Below are 18036 nucleotides of genomic sequence, written 5' to 3'. Positions count from 1 at the left end.
CCAGGTCGGGATGCGAAAAGCTACTCCGCGACGGGAACGATGCTCACGGCCCTGCGGCCGCGCTTGACGCCGAACTGCACGTGACCGGCGGCCAGCGCGAACAGGGTGTCATCGCCACCACGGCCGACGTTGTCGCCGGGGTGGAAGTGGGTGCCACGCTGGCGGACGATGATCTCGCCCGCGTTGACCAGCTGGCCACCGAAACGCTTGACGCCCAGGCGCTGTGCGTTGGAGTCACGGCCGTTCCGGGTGGACGACGCGCCCTTCTTGTGTGCCATCTCTCAAACTCCCGATCAGGCCTGGTCGATACCGGTGATCTTCACCTGGGTGTACCGCTGGCGGTGACCCTGGCGCTTCTTGTAACCGGTCTTGTTCTTGTACTTGAGAATGCGGATCTTCGGGCCCTTGGTCTCGCCGAGAATCTCGGCGCTGACCGTGAACTTGCCCGCCTCGGTCGTCACGTCGCCATCGTTGACGACGAGCACCGTCGGCAGCGAAACCGAAGAGCCGACCTCGCCGGCGACCTTGTCCACCTCGAGGACGTCACCGACGGAGACCTTCTGCTGCCTGCCGCCGCAACGAACGATCGCGTACACCGCGGAACCCTTCTACTGACTCGCTGTTGTCACGACCACCCCACAACGAGGATGGCCGCCGAATGCTGCGCCTTGTCATTCGATCCTGTCTCGAACCGACGATCCGAGTAGGCGCGCCAACAGGGCACGTCACCTGACGCACCGATTCACCAGGGTACCGGATTAGCGGTGCCCTAGGCGAACCGGACGGATCGTCGGACGCCCGCCGAGGCTACTCGGCGGACTTGGCTCGGCGGGAGCGTCGCCGCCCCCTGCCAGAAGTCTGACCGGCTTGGTCGTCCTCTGACGGGACGTCTTCAAGCGCACCGGTCACCGTATCACGACCAGCAGAGTCCTTGGCCGCGGAAACCTTGTCGGAGACCGCCTTCTCCACGGCCATCTTCCCCTGCGTGCCACGCGCCTCAGGCTTGGTCTCCACCGGCTCCGTGGAGACCAGCAGGCCACGCCCGTTGCAGCACTCACAGAGCGTCGAGAAGGCCTCCAGGAGCCCCTGACCGACCCGCTTACGCGTCATCTGGACCAGACCCAGCGAGGTCACCTCGGCCACCTGGTGCTTCGTCCTGTCGCGCGCCAGGCACTCCAGGAGCCGCCGCAGCACCAGGTCCCGGTTCGACTCCAGCACCATGTCGATGAAGTCGATCACGATGATGCCGCCGATGTCGCGCAGCCGGAGCTGGCGCACGATCTCCTCGGCCGCCTCCAGGTTGTTCCTGGTGACGGTCTCCTCGAGGTTGCCGCCCTGGCCGGTGAACTTACCGGTGTTGACGTCGACGACGGTCATCGCCTCGGTCCGGTCGATCACCAGCGAGCCGCCGCTCGGCAGCCACACCTTGCGGTCCAGCGCCTTGCCGAGCTGCTCGTCGATCCGGTACGACTCGAAGACGTCGCCGTCGCCCTGCTCGCCGTCCCACCTCGACAGCCGCTCGGCCAGGTGCGGCGCGACGTACTTGACGTAGTCGTCGACCGTGTCCCAGGCCTCCTCGCCCTGCACGACCAGCGAGGTGAAGTCCTCGTTGAAGACGTCACGCACGACCCTGATGGTCAGGTCGGGCTCGGCGGACAGCAGCTCGGGCGGGCTGGCCGACTTGGCCTTCTTCTGGATGCTCTCCCACTGGGCGGACAGCCGGGCCACGTCGCGGGCCAGCTCGTCCTCGGAGGCGCCCTCGGCCGCGGTGCGTACGATCACGCCGGCGTTCTCCGGCATGACCTTCTTCAGGATGCTCTTGAGCCGCGTGCGCTCCTTGTCGGGCAGCTTGCGGCTGATGCCGGTCATCGAGCCGTCGGGCACGTAGACCAGGTAGCGTCCGGGCAGGCTGATCTGCGACGTGAGCCGCGCGCCCTTGTGCCCGATCGGGTCCTTGGTGACCTGCACGAGCACGGACTGACCCGACTTCAGCGCCGACTCGATCCGCTTGGGCTGGCCTTCCATTCCGGCGGTGTCGAAGTTGACCTCGCCGGCGTACAGGACAGCGTTCCTGCCCTTGCCGATGTCCACGAACGCCGCCTCCATCGACGGCAGCACGTTCTGCACCTTGCCGAGGTAGACGTTGCCCACGTAGGACTGGCTGGCTTCGCGGTTGACGTAGTGCTCGACGAGCACGCCGTCCTCCAGCACCGCGATCTGCGTACGGTCGCCCTGCCTGCGCACCACCATCATCCGGTCGACGGACTCGCGGCGGGCCAGGAACTCCGACTCCGTGATGATCGGCGGGCGCCGGCGGCCGAGCTCGCGGCCCTCGCGGCGCCGCTGCTTCTTGGCCTCCAGCCTGGTGGAGCCGCGCACGCTCTGCACGCCGTCGGTGGCGGTGTCGAGCGGGGCCGCACGGCCGGAACGCGGTGCGCGGATGCGTACGACCGTGTTCGGCGGGTCGTCGGTGGCCGGCTCGGCGATCTCTTCGGTGCCCCGGCGACGCCGACGGCGCCGGCGGCGCGAGGTGGAGCCCTCCTCTTCCTGGGCCTCCTCGGCCTCCTCCTCGTCGGATTCCTCTTCGGATTCCTCGCTGTCCTCGGCCTCGTCGCGCTCGCGGGCCTTGCCACGGCCCCGGCCGCCACGGCGGCGGCGCCGACGCCGGCCGCCGCCTTCCTCCTCCTGCTCATCGGAGGTGTCGGCCTCGGCCTCTTCCTCGCTCACGGCCTCCTCGGCCACGTCCTCCGCCTCAGTGGGCGGAGCTTCGGCGGCAGCGGGCTGCGGCTCGGGCCGCCGGACCACGGCAGGCTTGGCCTGGGTGGGATCCGGTGCCTGGAACAGCGGCGCGAAAATGGCCGCCGGCCGCTGGAACGCGGTGCCGCCCGCCTCGTCCTGCGTGCGTGCCGCAAACCCGAACGGGTCGGCGAGCAGACTCGGCCGCACGGACTCCTCGTCGAGGTCCTCGCCCGCGGGCTCATCGTCGAGCGGCTCGTCCTCAGGCAGGATCTCGATGATGTCCTCTTCGTCCTCGACGTCCCCGCCGGACACGACAGCCCGGGCACCGGAAACGTCCGCCTCGGCGGCCTTCACGCCGGAAACCGCCGCGCCTTCGGCCTCCGCGGCCTCGGCACCGACCCCGGCGTCACCGCCGGCGGCCGCCCGCGCCGCAGCGCCACGTCCGGCGCGCGTCCTCGTGCGGCCCGCCCGTGGCGCAGCGGCCTCCGCGGCCTCCACGTCACCGGCAACCGCCTCTTCGACGGCGGCGGGAGCCTCTGGCGCCACGGTCTCTTCCGGCTCGGCCTTCTTGCGCGTGGTCCTGCGCCGCTTCACGGGGGCCGCCTCGGCCTCGGCAGGCTCAGCACCCTCCGGAATCGCTGCCGCCTCTTCCGGCTCGGCCTCGGCGGCCTTCTTCGTGGTACGCCGACGCGGGGTCGTCGCGGTGGACCGCGTTCTCGTAGCCCTCTTGGGCTTCTCCTCGGCCTCGGCAACGGCCTCGGCCAAGACGCCCTCGACCGGGCTCTCGACGCGGGCCTCGCCGACCGCGGCGACATCGCCACCGGCCGTGCCGGCGCCAGCGACGCCGTTCGCAGCCTCAGCGGCCGCGAGGACGTCAGGATCAGGCTCGCCGGCAGCGCGCTGTGCGACGGCGCGCCGCACCGGCTCGCCCTCCGCGACCGACGGCGCGGCCTGCGCGGCAGGAATGGTGACCGGAACGGAGGCCGGCTCCTCGGGCAGCTCGGGCGGCGGACCGGCCGGGCGGCTGGCGGAGCGGCGACGTTCGGTCACCTTGGTCTGTTCAGTTGTCTCCCCGTCAGGGCCAGTGGCCCCGGCGTTGGGCTCGTTGTCGAGCATGCGGGCGCTCTCCCGTCAGCTCCCGGGCGCGTCGCCGCGCCGCGCAGGAGCCCTCGTGTCTCAGTTGTCCGCCAGCGCCTCCATGTCGGAGGCACCGGCGCCAAGTCCTGTCAGCGGTCGTGCCCGGCTCACGCTGGGCGCGTCCTAACCGGCGACGTGCTCACCCGCCGGTCCCGCCTCGCCGCCGCGCGTTTTGTCGCGGTCCAGGTCGAGCGGGTCGGCAAGCGCACCGGTGCTAGCGTCAAGCGGCCCCTGCGCCAGCCTGGTCACCTCGGGGGGAACCGGCGGCGCGAAGTCGGCCACAAGGCGCAGCCCTGTGAGCACATCGTCGGGTCGAACGGCAGGCGTCATGTGCCGAATAACCATGCGCAGTATGACACACGGTCCTCCAAGCACCTGAGCTGCGATTCTGTCTGTTCCCTCGGACACCGTCAGCACCAGGACGGCCTCGCGCGCGTCGAAGCGACGGGGGCCCTTCTTGGTGAGGCGCTCGACCTCCACGGTGCCCGCCGCGAGGAACTTCTCCGCCGCCACCTCGGCGAGCTCGCGATCGGCACCAGGCAGCCGCACCTCCCAATCGGAGACCTCCAAGCGGTCGGCCAGTCCGCCCTGACCCGCCTCCACGACGTCGAGCACATCGAGCCCCGGCGGCAACGACGCGTCCAAAGCGGACCTGATCTGCTCAGGGTCGCACGGCGTGGTGACACCGATCTCGAGGTATTCGGCTTCGCTGGCGACACCGGTCGGCGCCGCGCCCGCGTAGGAGATCTTCGGGTGGGGCGAGAATCCCGCGCTGTAAGCCACCGGAATACCGGCACGACGAACCGCCCTCTCGACGGCCCGCGAAATGTCGCGGTGGCTGGTGAAGCGCAGGCGGCCGCGCTTGGCGTAACGCACACGCAGGCGCTGCACCGTGGGCGCGGGCGGAGGCCCTTCGGGAACAGGTTTCAGAGCTTGTCGTCCTTCCCTTGTCAGAGTCCTTCTTTCAGGTTCCTTCGTCTCAGGATAAGCCGCCCAAGCGTATGTACGTGTACGCCGAGGCACGGCTCGCCCACTGAGCGCGCTAAACCACCGTAAGAGGAAGGAGTTTTCGCCCCGTGGGACCGATTTGAATTTCTGTGCCCATGGTCGGGCAGACGCCGCAGTCGTAGCACGGAGTCCAGCGGCAGTCCTCGACCTCACTGCCGGAGACAGCCTCCTGCCAGTCCTGCCACAACCATTCGCGGTCGAGCCCGGCGTCGAGGTGGTCCCACGGCAGGACCTCGTTCTCCTCCCGCTCACGCGTGGTGTACCAGTCCACGTCGATGCCGGCCTTCTCGGCGGCCGCCCTCCAGCGCTCGTAGGAGAAGTGCTCGCTCCAGCCGTCGAACCGGCCGCCGTCCTCCCAGACGGCGCGGATCACGGCACCGACCCGGCGGTCGCCACGCGACAGCAGGCCCTCCACGATCGAGGGTTTGCCGTCGTGGTAGCGGAAGCCGATGGCCCGGCCGTACGCCTTGTCGCTCCTGAGCGCGTCGCGCAGCGCCTTGAGCCGCCGGTCGACGGTCTCGTGGTCGGCCTGCCCCGCCCACTGGAACGGCGTGTGCGGCTTGGGCACGAAGCCGCCGATGGAGACCGTGCAGCGGATGTCGCGGCTGCCGGTGGCCTCACGGCCCGCCTTGATGACCTTCTTGGCCAGGTCGGCGATGCCCAGCACGTCTTCGTCCTGCTCAGTGGGCAGGCCGCACATGAAGTAGAGCTTGACCTGCCGCCACCCCTGCGAATAGGCCGTGGTGACGGTGCGGATGAGGTCCTCCTCGGTGACCATCTTGTTGATCACCTTGCGCATCCGCTCCGAGCCACCCTCCGGCGCGAACGTCAGGCCCGAGCGCCTGCCGTTCCTGGAGAACTCGTTGGCCAGGTCGATGTTGAACGCGTCGACCCTGGTCGAGGGCAGCGACAGCGAGGTGTTGGTGCCCTCGTAGCGGTCCGCCAGGCCCTTGGCGACGTCTCCGATCTCGGAGTGGTCGGCCGACGACAGCGACAGCAGGCCGACCTCGTTGAAGCCGGACTCCTTGATGCCGTTGTCGACCATCGCACCGATCGTGGTGATCGACCGCTCGCGCACCGGGCGCGTGATCATGCCTGCCTGGCAGAACCGGCACCCGCGGGTGCAGCCGCGGAAGATCTCCACGCTGAACCGCTCATGCACCGTCTCCGCCAGCGGGACCAGCGGCTTCTTCGGATAGGGCCACTCGTCCAGGTCCATCACGGTGTGCTTGTGCACCCGCCACGGCACGCCGGGCCTGTTGGGCGCGACGCGCTTGATGCGCCCGTCCGGGTGGTAGTCGACGTCGTAGAACTTGGGCACGTAGACGCCGCCGGACTCGGCGAGCCGCATCAGCAGCTCGTCCCGCCCGCCGGGCCGGCCCTCGGCCTTCCACTCGCGGACGACCTCGCTGACGGCGATGGAGATCTGCTCCCCGTCGCCGAGCACGGCCGCGTCGAGGAAGTCGGCGATCGGCTCGGGGTTGAAGGCCGCGTGGCCGCCCGCGATCACGATCGGGTCGTCCTCCCCCCGGTCCGCCGCGTGCAGCGGGATGCCGGCCAGGTCGAGGGCGGTCAGCAGGTTGGTGTAGCCGAGCTCGGTGGAGAACGACACCCCGAGCACGTCGAAGGCACGCACCGGCCGGTGCGCGTCGACGGTGAACTGCGGGACACCCTCGGCCCTCATGAGTGCCTCGAGGTCCGGCCACACCGCGTAGGTGCGCTCGGCCAGAGTCCCCGGCAGCTCGTTGAGAATCTCGTAGAGGATCGCCACACCCTGGTTGGGCAGCCCGACCTCATAGGCGTCCGGGTACATCAACGCCCACCGCACGTCGGCGGAGTCCCAGTCCTTGACGGTCGAGTTGAGCTCACCCCCGACATACTGGATCGGCTTCTGCACCTTGGGCAGCAGCGCTTCCAGACGGTGGAAAATCGACTCGACAGGCATACCGTCCAGGGTAGCGGCGGTCAGACGGTGGCAGGTCCTGCGCCGATGAGCAACCTGCCGAATGGACTGCCGCTGCAGGTAGCACAGCCGCACCTACGGCATTTGCCGGTCACGACCGTAGGGCGGCAGGCCGACGAGCAGGTTTTTGGCCGACGTCCCAACGTCGTTTCCGCTGAGCACCAGGACGTGGTGCCCTTCGTAGCAGGTCAGCTCCACGGCGATCACGCCGCTTTCCAGGTTGTGCACGGCGACGACGTGGTTCGCGGGCAGCAGAAAGCGCCCCTCGCACTCATCGCAATAGGCCAGGAACATACATCTAATTAAACGACTGGCCGCGTATCTTGATGGCTTGCAGAAGTCCGATCGCGATGAGATTCGCGAATGTCGCGGTCCCGCCATATGACACGAACGGCAGCGGCAGCCCGGTGATCGGCATGATCCCGATCGTCATCCCGACATTGATGAACGTCTGGAACGCGAACCAGCACACGATCGTCCCCGCGACCAGCGTCCCGAACCGGTCCTCGCACTTCCTGGCGATCTTCAGCCCGCGCACCAGCACCACGCCGAGCAGCAACACGACCGTCACCGACCCGAGGAACCCGAACTCCTCGCCGGCCACCGTGAAGATGAAGTCGGTGTGCTGCTCGGGCACGAACCTGCCGGTCGTCTGCCCGCCACCGAGCAACCCCTTGCCCAGCAACTGCCCGGACCCGATGGCGATCAGTGATTGTGTGCTGTTGTAGCCCACTCCGCGCGGATCGACGCTCGGATCCACGAACGCGGTGAACCGCGCCACCTGGTAGGGCTCCAGCATCTCGAATTTGAACACCGCGAAAATCGCGGCGGCGGCCACCATCGTCATCGCGATGATCACTCGCTTGCGGACGCCCCCGATGATCAGCCCGGCCGCCGTGATCACGGCCAGGACCATGGCCGTGCCGAGGTCGGGCTGGAGCATCACCATTCCCATCGTGATCGTCGCGGCCACGAGCGCCAGCACGACGTCGAGCCCGCGTGGCCGGTCGGTGCCTTCGGCCGGCTGCGCCAGCAGCATCGCGATGATCAACACCAGCCCCACTTTGGCGAACTCCGACGGCTGCACCGCGAATCCACCGCCCAGCAGGATCCACGAATGCGACCCGTTGATCGTCGCCCCCAGCGGCGTGAGCACCAGCCCCAGCCCCACCAGCGACACCAGGAACACCAGCGGCGCGTACGCCCGCATCGCGCGGTGGTCGATGGTGGCCACCACCGCGCACAGAACCACCCCGATGACCTCATTGAGCAGGTGCTTCTTCACCAGCCCGGTGGCTCCGGGCGCCCAGGTCCTGGTGGACGACCACACCAGCAGCGTGCCGATCACGCACAACCCGGCCACCGCGACCAGCATCAGCCCATCGAGCCGGCGTACCGTCGAATTTTCGCGCGCCATCCGCCGCAGGAGCGAGGGCCGCCGGACGACGGCGGTACGGGCGGTCATCCCGGGACCACCGTCCCGTCCGGCCTGAACGTCGGCAGCTTGGTGGTCAGCTTCCCGCCGGGCACGGCCGCCGGCCGCTTGATGCCGTAGATGCCCTCATAGATCTCCCGCACGGCCGGCGCCGCGGTCTGCGAGCCCATCCCGCCCTGGGAGACCATGACGACCACCACGTACCGCGGGTTCTTCGTGGGCGCGAAGGAGGCGAACCACGAGGTGTCCTTCTTGCCCCACACCTCCGCCGTGCCGGTCTTGCCCCCGATGCGCACCTTGTTCATCGGGAACCCCGCGAACGCCCCTGCCGCGGTGCCGTCCTGGGCGACCTGGCTCAGCGCGTTCTTGATGTAGAGCCGCTCCTTCTCGCTGAGCGGCAGCTTGCCCACCACCGGCACGGGGAAGGTCCTGACCACCTTGCCGTCGGGCCGCACCTGCGCCCATGCGATGCGTGGGCTGCGCAGCTTCCCATCACTTACCAGCGCCATGTAGGCCCTGGCCAGCTGCATCGGCGTGACCAGCACGTCGCCCTGCCCGATGGAGAAGTTGGCCGAGTCACCGGGCCGCAGCAGGAATCCCTCGGTGCAGTTCTCCAGCGCCAGCCGCTTGAGGAATTCGGCCCGCGCCCGGTCCTTCACCTCCGGATATCCCTTGCGCGACCGCTCGCAGTTGACCGCGCTGGTCCTGTTCCACAGGTCCTTCTTCCAGGCCCGGTCGGGAATGCGGCCGGCGGACTCGCCGGGCAGGTCCACGCCGGTCGGGCTGCCGAACCCGAACGACCTGGCCATGTTGGCGAACACCTCTTTCGGCTTCTTCTTGGGCTGCCGCCCGCCGTCCCTGAGGTACTGCTCGTAGGCCGCCCGGTAGAAGATCGTGTCGCACGACTTGACCAGCGCCGTGTGCAGGTCGAGGGTGCCCAGCCCGATGCCGCGGAAGTTGTTGAAGGCCCGGCCGCCCACCGTGTACGAGCCCGGGCAGCCGTACTTGCCGTTGAGCGGATAGCCCGCCCGCAACATCGCCGAGACGGAGGAGATCTTGAACGTGGAGCCCGGCGCGAACTGGCCGTTGATCGCTCGCGACACCAGCGGCTTGCCCGACTTGTCCGACAACAGCCACTGGTAGCCGCGGGCCGAGATCCCGCCACCCCAGATCGCCGGGTCGTAGCCGGGCGCGCTGGCCAGCGCCACCACCCGCCCCGAGCGCGCGTCCAGCACCACCCCTGCCCCGCCGTCTGCGGCGGGCGCGGACTTCATCGCCTTGTTCAACGCCCTCTCGGTGATCGTCTGAATCCGCGAATCGATGCTGGTCACCAGGTGGTCGCCGGGAATGGGCGTCACCTGCGCCTCCAGCCCGAGCGCTTTGCCCATCCGGTCCACTTGCACCCTGCGCAGTCCCGACTTGCCGCGCAACGCGTCGTCGTAGACGTATTCGAGCCCGTCGCGCCCCGCCAGGTCCACACCCGAGAAGCTGGCCTTGAGCCCTTCGCGTTTCTCCAGTTCCTGCTCGGTCACCGGCTGCAGGTAGCCCAGCATCTGCGCGCCGGCCCTGCCGCCGGGATACTGCCGCACGGAGTGGATCTCCGCCGTCACCCCGGGAAACTCCTCTTGCCGCTCCAGGATCTGCAGCGCCTTGCGTGGGTCGACCTTCTCGTCCAGAGGAACGGGTTGGTACGGCGATCCCGTCCAGCACGGCTTGCCCACCCCCGGCCCGCACGGTGTGATCCGCCGCTGCAGATCCGCGACCGGCGTGCCGAGCACCGCGGACAACTTGCTCAGGACCTCCACGCCCCCGTCGGGCGTCCGCGACAACCTGGCCCGGTCCACGGACACGACGAGCGCGGTCTTGTTGCGCACCAGCGGCCGTCCCGACGAGTCGAGGATCTGCCCGCGTACGGCCGGCACGATCACGGTCCGCGTCCTGGTCTCCGTCGCCCGCGTCACGAACTCGTTCCCGCGTACGACCTGCACCTGCCACAGGCGCACTGCCAGCACGACGAGCAGCGCCAGCACCAGCACGTGCAGCACCAGCAGCCGCCCCCGCATCCTGATCATGTCGAGTACCTCGGCCGTCTGCCCCGTGTGGTCAGCCAGATCACGATCGGCGACACGAGCAGCGTGTACACGACGGTGACGGGCACCTGCTCGATCAGTGTGGACATGGTCACCCGGGGATCGGAGATGAGCATGCCCACGGCCGCGGCCAGCAACGGCGCCAGCAGCACGCACAGCACCACGGTCGTCACCGGCCCGCCCGCACCGCGTCCGGCGATGTAGCCGACGAGCGCCAGCACGAACGCGTACTGGCCCACCAGGTGCGCGGTCGGCGGCATGATGTCGACCAGCAGCCCGGCGAAGAAGCCGAGCGTCGCCCCGGACGCGGCCCCCCGCCCCAGCGCCGCGCCGACGACGGCAAGCAACACCAGGTCAGGCGCGCCCCCGGCCGGCAGCGGCACCCGATTGACCAGCATGACCTGCGCCAGCAACGCCAGCAGCACGGAGACCCCGCCGATCACTGCGCCCCCTTCCGACCGGCCCTTCCACTCACCACGCCCCCTCCCGGGCGGCGCCGCTCGACCGCTCTGCGCCCGGCCATCGCAATGGCCCCGCGTCTGCACCGCCGTGTGGCCTCGACCGCACGGGGTCCGCGCCTCCCGGGCAGGGCAACCGCTCCAAGCTCGCGCCACCCGATGAACGCTCCCGGCGCACGCCGTCGGCCGATCATCGGGCCCCCTCCTTGGCAGGCAGCACCGCATCACGCGGATCCCGTTTGGGGGCCTCCACCACCACACCCACCACGTCGAGTGCCGTCAGATCCGCATACGGCCGGGCGTACGCGATGCGGGTCAGCTCCCCGGGGGTCGACTCCACCCGCTCGATCACCCCGATGGGCACCCCGGGAACGTAAGGCCGCCCGTTCTGGGAGCCGAAGCTGACGATGCGCCCGCCCCTGGTCAGCGGCGCCGTGGAATCGAGGAGCCGGAACTGGACGAGCCTGCCGTGCTCGCCCACCCCGTGCACGACCCCGATCTCCCTGCCCCCTTCCAGCCGCGCCCCGGCGGCCGAGGCCGGATCGCTGAGCAGCACCACCGTCGACGTGCGGGCGGCGGCGTGGATCACCCGCCCGACCAGCCCGTCGCCATTGAGCACGGTCATCTCGGGCTGCACACCGTCACTGGTGCCGGCGTCGATCTGGACGGTGTCCTCGAACCCCGGCTGCCCGCGCCTGGCGACGACGTTGGCCGTGACGACCTTGTATCCACCGGTCCCCGCCAGCCCGAGCAGCTCCTTGAGCTCGTTGGAGCGGGCCCCGTCGTGCTTGGCCGTCAGCAGCTCCGTGCGCAGCTTCGCGTTCTCCTCCTTGAGCACCCGGATGCGTTCCTGGGCACTCGGCGCGGTCAGGATGGCGTGCACGAACCCGCCGACCGGCCGCACCAGCCCGCCGCCGAACTGCTCGGCCGTGCCGAAGACCCACGCTCCTGCCGCGCGCAGCGGGCGCAGCGGCGAGCTCTCGCCGGTGCGGTGGTCGATGGTCAGGATGACCAGAGCCGCCGTCAGCAGCATTCCGAGGATCAGCCGGGCCCGGCGCGAGTCTCTCATCAGTGTCGCGACTCCGGCACCAGGACGTCTTGGAGCGATTCGAAGTCCTCGGCGCACCTGCCCGAGCCGATGGCCACCGAGTCGAGTGCGTTGTCGACGAGGTGCACCGGCATGCCCGTCTCGGCCTTGACGCGCTCCTCAAGCCCCTTGAGCAGGGCGCCTCCGCCGGTGAGCGCGATGCCGCGGTCCATGATGTCGCCGGACAGCTCTGGCGGGCACTTGTCGAGCGTGCTCTTCACCGCGTCCACGATCGCGTTGACCGGCTCCTCGATGGCCTTCCTGATCTCCTCGCCGGACACGATGATCGTCTTGGGTAGCCCGCTGACCAGGTCGCGGCCGCGGATCTCCGCGTGTGCCTCCTCACCGTTGGAGCAGGCCGAGCCGATGGCCATCTTGATCTCCTCGGCGGTGCGCTCGCCGAGCATCAGCGAGAACTCCTTCTTGGCGAACGCGATCACCGCCTGGTCGAGCTCGTCGCCACCGATCCTGATCGACTGGCTGGCCACCACGCCACCCATCGAGATGATCGCCACCTCGGTGGTGCCGCCGCCGATGTCGACGACCATGTTGCCGGTGGGCTCGTGCACCGGCAGCCCCGCCCCGATGGCGGCGGCCATGGGCTCCTCGACGATGTAGACCTTCCGCGCCCCCGCTTGGTATCCGGCCTCCTTCACCGCGCGTTGCTCGACGCTGGTGATGCCGCTGGGCACGGCGATGATGATGCGCGGCTTGGCGAAATGCCGACGCCTGTGCACCCTTTGGATGAAATATCGCAACATGCGCTCGGTCACGTCGAAGTCGGCTATCACGCCGTCCTTGAGCGGGCGGATGGCGATGATGTTGCCGGGCGTACGACCGATCATCCGCTTGGCCTCGATGCCAACCGCAACGATCTTGCCCGTAGTGGTGTTGATCGCCACGACTGACGGCTCGTTGAGCACGATGCCCCGGCCGCGCACGTAGACCAACGTGTTGGCGGTGCCCAGGTCGACCGCCATGTCACGGCCGAGGAACGCGAGCTTGCTGCCCATGGGGAACGGAGCCCTCCGTAACGTCGTTCGCGAGTGACTACGGATCGAATTCGAATCGTAACGTGACGTACCCACCGAGGGGTGCGATCAGCCCCCGCGCCTCTCAAAAATCTCCAGCCTCAACCTCAACCGCAATTTTGCCCGGATTGCACCACAACATCCGGCCAGGTTCTGGAACGTTCCAAAATGCCTCGGGAACGCAGCACCGACCACTTGGCCCACACCGTACGTGAGCCCACCGACAGAAACCCCGACGCCGACACATCCCGGAAAGCCGCGCGCCCGCGCAGCTGGACAGCTGACACGGGCGCGGGCGGAGCGTGAAGTGGCTAGAACCGGTCCGGGAAGAAGATCTTGATCTCCCTGGCGGCGGACTCGGGGGAGTCGGAGCCGTGCACGACGTTCTCACCGATCTCGAGCGCGTGGTCGCCGCGGATCGTGCCGGGCGCCGACTTCACCGGGTCGGTGGCGCCGGCCAGCGCGCGGAAGGCCTCGACGGCGCGCGGGCCCTCGAGCACCATGGCGACGAGCGGCCCCGACGTGATGAACTCGACGAGCTCACCGAAGAACGGCCGCTCGGCGTGCTCGGCGTAGTGGACCCTGGCGGTGTCGGCGTCGAGGGTGCGCAGGTCCATCGCCACGACCTTGAGGCCCTTGCGCTCCACACGGGCGATCACATCACCGATGAGGCCACGCTTAACCCCGTCGGGCTTGATCAGGACAAGAGTGCGCTCGGACACTTGGAGTTCTCCTTCGAACAGATTGGGGTCGCGGGTATCGGCGCCCGGCCGCACCGCGAGGACGCGTCACGGGGCATGCGCCCGCGCGTCGCCGTAGCTGGGCCCTCAGCTTACCGCCCCGCGCCCGTACCCTCGTTTCCCGTGGGGATCTCGGCCGTCTACGGGGATGCGGTGTCTTCAGGCGATTGCCCTGGCGGCGGCACAGAGGGCACCGCCCCCTCGGGGCCGGCCGGCTCGTCGCCGTCGCGCCGCGGTTTCACCTTGTCGAAGGCCCCCTGAGACGACGCGGGGACCACGACCCGCGGCACGATTCCCGTTGGCGCATCCTCGTCCCCCGCGCCGACGGCATCCTCACCGCCGGAAGTCCGTGTCCCCGGCTCCCTGCCACTGCCGGCCGAACTTCCGGACCGCACACCACCGCTTGCGGCGGCAGCTCCCGACTCCGCGCCGCCGGCAGCCGCTCCAACTGCCGCATCAGCACCGCCGCCAGCGCTCCCAGCGTCCCCGCCGGCACCGCCGCCAGCGTTACCTGCACCCGCACCGGCGCCGCCGCCAGCGGTCCCAACGTCCGCGCGATCATCTCCGCCGCCCGCCTCGCACCCCGCAGGATCCCCTACGTCGTCCACGCTCCTGCCGGGAGCCTGCTCGCCGCTGTCGTCATCGGTCCGCACGACGTCCCCCCACGTACGCCCGCCGCCCGCGCTCCCTCCGCTGGAGGCCTCCGCGACCCCGCCGGCCGACCGGGCACCGCTCTCGGCATCCTGCGACGAGCCCGCACCGTCACCGCCCGACCCTGGTACAAGGAGCGCATCTCCAGGCTCTGGTCCCGTGCCCGAGGGCGGCGGATCACCATCCGGCCTGATCGCCGTCTCGTCACCAGGCCGCCGCGCCATCACCGCCGCGAGCACGATGATCGCCACGATGAGGAAGCCGCCTGCCAACGCCCACCAGTGCAGCGCCCCGACAAAGTTGTCCACCAGCTCCTGAGCCGACCGCACCCCGTCCAGCATGGCCATCTGCACACCTGTGCCCAGCAGGAAACCGGCCAGCACCCCGGCGAAGCACAGCGACAACCCGAACGCCGCCGTCCCGAACCCCACCTCCTGCAGCGTGGCCGTCAACGCCACCGCCGCTCCCATGGCGAGCAGCGTGAACGGCACCGCCAAGACGAGACCGTCGGCCGACGGCACCACCAGCCGCACCGAACACAACCCTCCCACCATCGACAACAACCCCAATGGCGCCAGCCACCGCCCAGCGGCGCGCGCGGACAGCCGCACCAGGACCGACGCGCCGACCGCCAGCAGCCCGGCGATCGCGTACGGGATCCAGAGCCCTCGCAGCCCGGGTCCGCCGAGGCCGCCCATCTCCACCAGCGTGACCTGCGCCGCGCTCGGCACCAGCACGACACCGACCGCCACCATCGAATACGCCAGCGTGCGGCTCTCGCCCGTGCCGATCGAGGCCAGCGCCAGCAGGCCGACGATCGCCGTGGCCGCCAGCATGATCACCGGGATGGCTCGCCACCCTTCGGTCGCGGTGCTGATGCCCACGACCGCGATACCCGCCGCGGGCACGGCGGCCAGGAGCAGCCGGCTGCGATCCCGTACGTGGAGCCGAGGCTCGGCGGGACGGCCGAGCAGCGTCCAAGCGAGGAGATAGACGGCCGCCAGGGCCAGCGCCACCCCCGTCACCAGCGGGTATGGCTGCAACGTCACCTTCCAACTGCTCACCTCGTCGAGCGGCCAGAGCGCGAATGCCTGGGCCGCGAGCAGGCTCAAGCTGAACACTCCCGCCCACAGGGCGCGCAGCACGGGCGCTCGGTTCCAGACGGCCGCAAGGGTGGCGGGCATGATGACGCCGGCGCCGATGCCGCGCAGCACGCGTACGGCTCCGACGACGAGCTCGGAGGCGGCGTACCCGCCTGCGGCGTCGGAAAGGGCCACCAGCGCCAGGCCGCCGAGCATGAGATGGACCGCCTTGACCCGCCGCAACGCGACGGCCGCGAGCGGGACGGCCAGCATGAGCGTGGGCAGGGCGAGCCCGTGCGTACGCATCAAGCCGACCTGGTCGATGTCGCCAGGCAGCAGCTTGGCGACGACGGAGAGCGTGTTGGGTATCGTGACGATCGCCAGTGGCAGCGCGGCCACGACGAGCAGCCCGAGCACCGTGTTGAGCACCCACGGGTGCCTCAGGTCGGCCGGACGAGGCGACCGCTGGATCGGGGGGACGGCCATGTAGGCCGACTTTAGCGGTTAGTGACGCCCTCGACACGGCGAGCAACGATAATCGCCGTGATCCATAGTGCCGCGAAGATCGCTCCAAGGAAGAACATCGCCGTCACAAGAAAGCCCGTGCAGATCGCCAGCACCTGCACAGCGCTGCCGAGTACGTAACCGAACGGCCTCTTGAGCAGGCCTGCGGCGATCACGCACAGCACGGCCAGCCCGATGCCGACGGTCACGGCAAGCGCGGGCGCGACCCCGCCCACGGTGATCGCCACGGGCGTGATCAGCCCCGCCACGATGGCCTCCATGCCGAGCACGCTGGCGCCGAGCCGGCGCATCCCGGGCGTGACCTGGAAGTCCTTCATTGCGAACCACCCACTTGTGACATGCCGGCCATCAGGACCCGTCCGCCTTCAGCAGCCGCCGCGCGTCGCCGGCCGTGACAACGGACCCGGTGATGAGCACCCCCGTGCCACTGAACTCGCCTTCCGCGTCGGCGATGCCGATCCCCCTGTCGATGGCGTCGTCGAGCCGGTCCTCGATGTGCACCCGGTCCTCCCCGAAGAGCGGCTCGGCCAGCGACGCGAGCTCGTCGGGCGACATCGACCGAGGTGAGGAGTTACGCGTGACGACGATCTCATCGATGAGCGGCTCCAGCAGCTCGAGCAAGGTGTGGACGTCCTTGTCGCGCATGACCGCGACGACCCCGATGACCTTGGCGAAGTCGAACGCCTCGTGCAGCCCCTCGAGGGTGGCCTGCATGCCGCCGGGGTTGTGCGCTGCGTCGATCACCACCGTCGGCGTGTGGCGCACGACCTCCATGCGCCCGGGAGAGGACGCCTGAGCGAACGCCTGCCGTACGAGATCGACGTCGAGTGGATCGTCACCACCGGTCAGCGCCTCGACGGCGGCCAGCGCGCAGGCCGCGTTGCTGGCCTGGTGAGCTCCGTAGAGCGGAAGGTAGACCTCATCGTATACACCCTTGAGCCCGCGGAGCGTGAGCATCTGGCCGCCGATGGCGACCTCGCGGCTCATCACCCCGAACTCCAGCCCTTCCCGTGCCACGACCGCACCCACCTCGGCCGCCCGCCGCATCAATACCTCCGCCGCGGCCAGCTCCTGCTGAGCTAGCACGGTCGTCGTGCCGGGCTTGATGATGCCCGCCTTTTCGGAGGCGATGCTCGGAATGTCCGGCCCGAGCCGATCGGTGTGATCGAGGGAGATAGGCGTGATGACCGACACGACGCCGTCCGCCACATTGGTGGCGTCCCACGACCCACCCATCCCGGCCTCCACGACCGCGACATCGACAGGGGTGTCGGCGAACGCCGCGAACGCCATGGCGGTCAGCAGCTCGAAGAACTGGATGCGCCGCCCCTGCGCATCGGTGAGCTCTACATATGGGGCGATCTCCTCGTATACCTCGGCGAACCGCTCCTCGCTCAGCGGCTCCCCGTCCACCGTGATCCGCTCGCGCACGGACACGAGGTGAGGACTAGTGAACCGCCCCACCCGCAAGTTGCGCTCCCGCAGCAGCGCCTCAGTGAGCCGCGCTGTGCTCGTCTTTCCGTTGGTGCCGGCTATGTGTATGACCGGGTACGCCCGCTGCGGAGAGCCGAGCACATCCACGAGGGCCGCGATCCTGTCGAGCGTCGGCTCGAAATCCCACTCGACGCCGCGCTCCATGATCGCGCGTTCAACCGCACGATAATCCACAACTCAACCCTACTCACTGCCAGCGGCGGTCCGTACCCGCCCTCGCGCCGAGGGCACAACGCAGAAAAGCCCCGACGCGTTGAAGCGTCGGGGCTTTCCCCAATCAAAGATTGTCCGGCGGTGACCTACTCTCCCACACCCTCCCGAGTGCAGTACCATCGGCGCGGGGAAGCTTAACTTCCGGGTTCGGAATGTAACCGGGTGTTTCCTTCCCGCCATAACCGCCGTAACCCTGAGAAACAGCCGCTTGCTGTCTCAGAATTGCGTAGTGGACGCGAGCAACGACTAGAAAGTCTGCTTTGTGGTCAAGTCCTCGGCCTATTAGTACCGGTCAGCTCCACACGTTACCGTGCTTCCACCTCCGGCCTATCAACCCCATCGTCTATAGGGAGCCTTACCCACTCTCATGGTGGGAGACCTCA

Annotated in this window: 15 protein-coding genes and 2 rRNA genes; all 17 read right to left on the bottom strand. The window is 69.2% G+C overall.

Going from position 1 to position 18036, the window contains the following annotated elements:
• Positions 1 to 20: 20 nt before the first annotated feature.
• Positions 21 to 278 (bottom strand): 50S ribosomal protein L27, encoded by a 258-nt coding sequence (gene rpmA / locus ACTWPT_RS23110; protein WP_012893687.1) that lies wholly within the window; start codon positions 276 to 278, stop codon positions 21 to 23.
• A gap of 15 nt (positions 279 to 293) precedes the next feature.
• Positions 294 to 596, bottom strand: a complete 303-nt coding sequence (gene rplU / locus ACTWPT_RS23105) for a 50S ribosomal protein L21 (protein ID WP_049575732.1) — start codon at positions 594 to 596, stop codon at positions 294 to 296.
• A gap of 211 nt (positions 597 to 807) precedes the next feature.
• Complete coding sequence (locus ACTWPT_RS23100; protein WP_443179512.1) at positions 808 to 3855, bottom strand: Rne/Rng family ribonuclease; 3048 nt, start codon at positions 3853 to 3855, stop codon at positions 808 to 810.
• A gap of 144 nt (positions 3856 to 3999) precedes the next feature.
• A complete protein-coding gene (locus tag ACTWPT_RS23095) occupies positions 4000 to 4767 on the bottom strand; it encodes a TIGR03936 family radical SAM-associated protein (RefSeq protein ID WP_443179511.1) in 768 nt (255 codons plus the stop codon).
• 151 nt (positions 4768 to 4918) lie between these two features.
• Entirely contained in the window at positions 4919 to 6829 is a 1911-nt protein-coding gene (locus tag ACTWPT_RS23090; RefSeq protein ID WP_443179510.1) for a TIGR03960 family B12-binding radical SAM protein, read from the bottom strand.
• Positions 6830 to 6922: 93 nt separating this feature from the next.
• Complete coding sequence (locus ACTWPT_RS23085; RefSeq protein WP_443179509.1) at positions 6923 to 7141, bottom strand: hypothetical protein; 219 nt, start codon at positions 7139 to 7141, stop codon at positions 6923 to 6925.
• 4 nt (positions 7142 to 7145) lie between these two features.
• Positions 7146 to 8312 (bottom strand): rod shape-determining protein RodA, encoded by a 1167-nt coding sequence (gene rodA, locus ACTWPT_RS23080; protein ID WP_443179508.1) that lies wholly within the window; start codon positions 8310 to 8312, stop codon positions 7146 to 7148.
• Entirely contained in the window at positions 8309 to 10354 is a 2046-nt protein-coding gene (gene mrdA / locus ACTWPT_RS23075) for a penicillin-binding protein 2 (RefSeq protein ID WP_443179507.1), read from the bottom strand. The genes rodA and mrdA overlap by 4 nt, the downstream gene beginning before the upstream one ends.
• Positions 10351 to 10815 (bottom strand): rod shape-determining protein MreD, encoded by a 465-nt coding sequence (gene mreD / locus ACTWPT_RS23070; protein ID WP_443179506.1) that lies wholly within the window; start codon positions 10813 to 10815, stop codon positions 10351 to 10353. The genes mrdA and mreD overlap by 4 nt, the downstream gene beginning before the upstream one ends.
• Positions 10816 to 11020: 205 nt before the next feature.
• Positions 11021 to 11899 carry a rod shape-determining protein MreC gene (mreC, locus tag ACTWPT_RS23065; protein WP_443179505.1) on the bottom strand — a complete coding sequence of 293 codons (879 nt, stop codon included), beginning with the start codon at positions 11897 to 11899 and terminating at the stop codon, positions 11021 to 11023.
• Positions 11899 to 12930, bottom strand: coding sequence for a rod shape-determining protein (locus ACTWPT_RS23060; protein WP_443179504.1), 1032 nt, complete (start codon positions 12928 to 12930; stop codon positions 11899 to 11901). Before ACTWPT_RS23060 ends, mreC begins: the two co-directional genes overlap by 1 nt.
• Before the next feature lie 329 nt (positions 12931 to 13259).
• Positions 13260 to 13670 carry a nucleoside-diphosphate kinase gene (gene ndk, locus ACTWPT_RS23055; RefSeq protein WP_443179503.1) on the bottom strand — a complete coding sequence of 137 codons (411 nt, stop codon included), beginning with the start codon at positions 13668 to 13670 and terminating at the stop codon, positions 13260 to 13262.
• Between the two features lie 158 nt (positions 13671 to 13828).
• Complete coding sequence (locus ACTWPT_RS23050) at positions 13829 to 15907, bottom strand: hypothetical protein (protein ID WP_443179502.1); 2079 nt, start codon at positions 15905 to 15907, stop codon at positions 13829 to 13831.
• A gap of 11 nt (positions 15908 to 15918) precedes the next feature.
• Entirely contained in the window at positions 15919 to 16263 is a 345-nt protein-coding gene (locus ACTWPT_RS23045) for a DUF4233 domain-containing protein (protein WP_443179501.1), read from the bottom strand.
• A 31-nt stretch (positions 16264 to 16294) separates the two neighbouring features.
• Complete coding sequence (locus ACTWPT_RS23040) at positions 16295 to 17584, bottom strand: bifunctional folylpolyglutamate synthase/dihydrofolate synthase (protein ID WP_443179721.1); 1290 nt, start codon at positions 17582 to 17584, stop codon at positions 16295 to 16297.
• Positions 17585 to 17726: 142 nt separating this feature from the next.
• Positions 17727 to 17843, bottom strand: a 5S ribosomal RNA gene (gene rrf, locus ACTWPT_RS23035).
• A 72-nt stretch (positions 17844 to 17915) separates the two neighbouring features.
• Positions 17916 to 18036, bottom strand: a 23S ribosomal RNA gene (locus ACTWPT_RS23030); the annotation flags it as partial.

The organism is Nonomuraea sp. 3N208 (assembly GCF_052245935.1).
In the GTDB taxonomy this organism is placed as follows: domain Bacteria; phylum Actinomycetota; class Actinomycetes; order Streptosporangiales; family Streptosporangiaceae; genus Nonomuraea.
The sequence above is the reverse complement of the archived record's forward strand: the minus strand, read 5'-3'. Positions and strand labels throughout refer to the sequence as shown.

Coding starts and splice junctions, on each gene's coding strand:
- ACTWPT_RS23100 (WP_443179512.1), bottom strand. CDS start 3,855: ATGCTCGACAACGAGCCCAACGCCGGGGCCACTGGCCCTGACGGGGAG.
- ACTWPT_RS23050 (WP_443179502.1), bottom strand. CDS start 15,907: ATGGCCGTCCCCCCGATCCAGCGGTCGCCTCGTCCGGCCGACCTGAGG.
- ACTWPT_RS23045 (WP_443179501.1), bottom strand. CDS start 16,263: ATGAAGGACTTCCAGGTCACGCCCGGGATGCGCCGGCTCGGCGCCAGC.
- ACTWPT_RS23085 (WP_443179509.1), bottom strand. CDS start 7,141: ATGTTCCTGGCCTATTGCGATGAGTGCGAGGGGCGCTTTCTGCTGCCC.
- ACTWPT_RS23040 (WP_443179721.1), bottom strand. CDS start 17,584: ATGGAGCGCGGCGTCGAGTGGGATTTCGAGCCGACGCTCGACAGGATC.
- rpmA (WP_012893687.1), bottom strand. CDS start 278: ATGGCACACAAGAAGGGCGCGTCGTCCACCCGGAACGGCCGTGACTCC.
- rodA (WP_443179508.1), bottom strand. CDS start 8,312: ATGACCGCCCGTACCGCCGTCGTCCGGCGGCCCTCGCTCCTGCGGCGG.
- mrdA (WP_443179507.1), bottom strand. CDS start 10,354: ATGATCAGGATGCGGGGGCGGCTGCTGGTGCTGCACGTGCTGGTGCTG.
- mreC (WP_443179505.1), bottom strand. CDS start 11,899: ATGAGAGACTCGCGCCGGGCCCGGCTGATCCTCGGAATGCTGCTGACG.
- ACTWPT_RS23060 (WP_443179504.1), bottom strand. CDS start 12,930: ATGGGCAGCAAGCTCGCGTTCCTCGGCCGTGACATGGCGGTCGACCTG.
- ACTWPT_RS23090 (WP_443179510.1), bottom strand. CDS start 6,829: ATGCCTGTCGAGTCGATTTTCCACCGTCTGGAAGCGCTGCTGCCCAAG.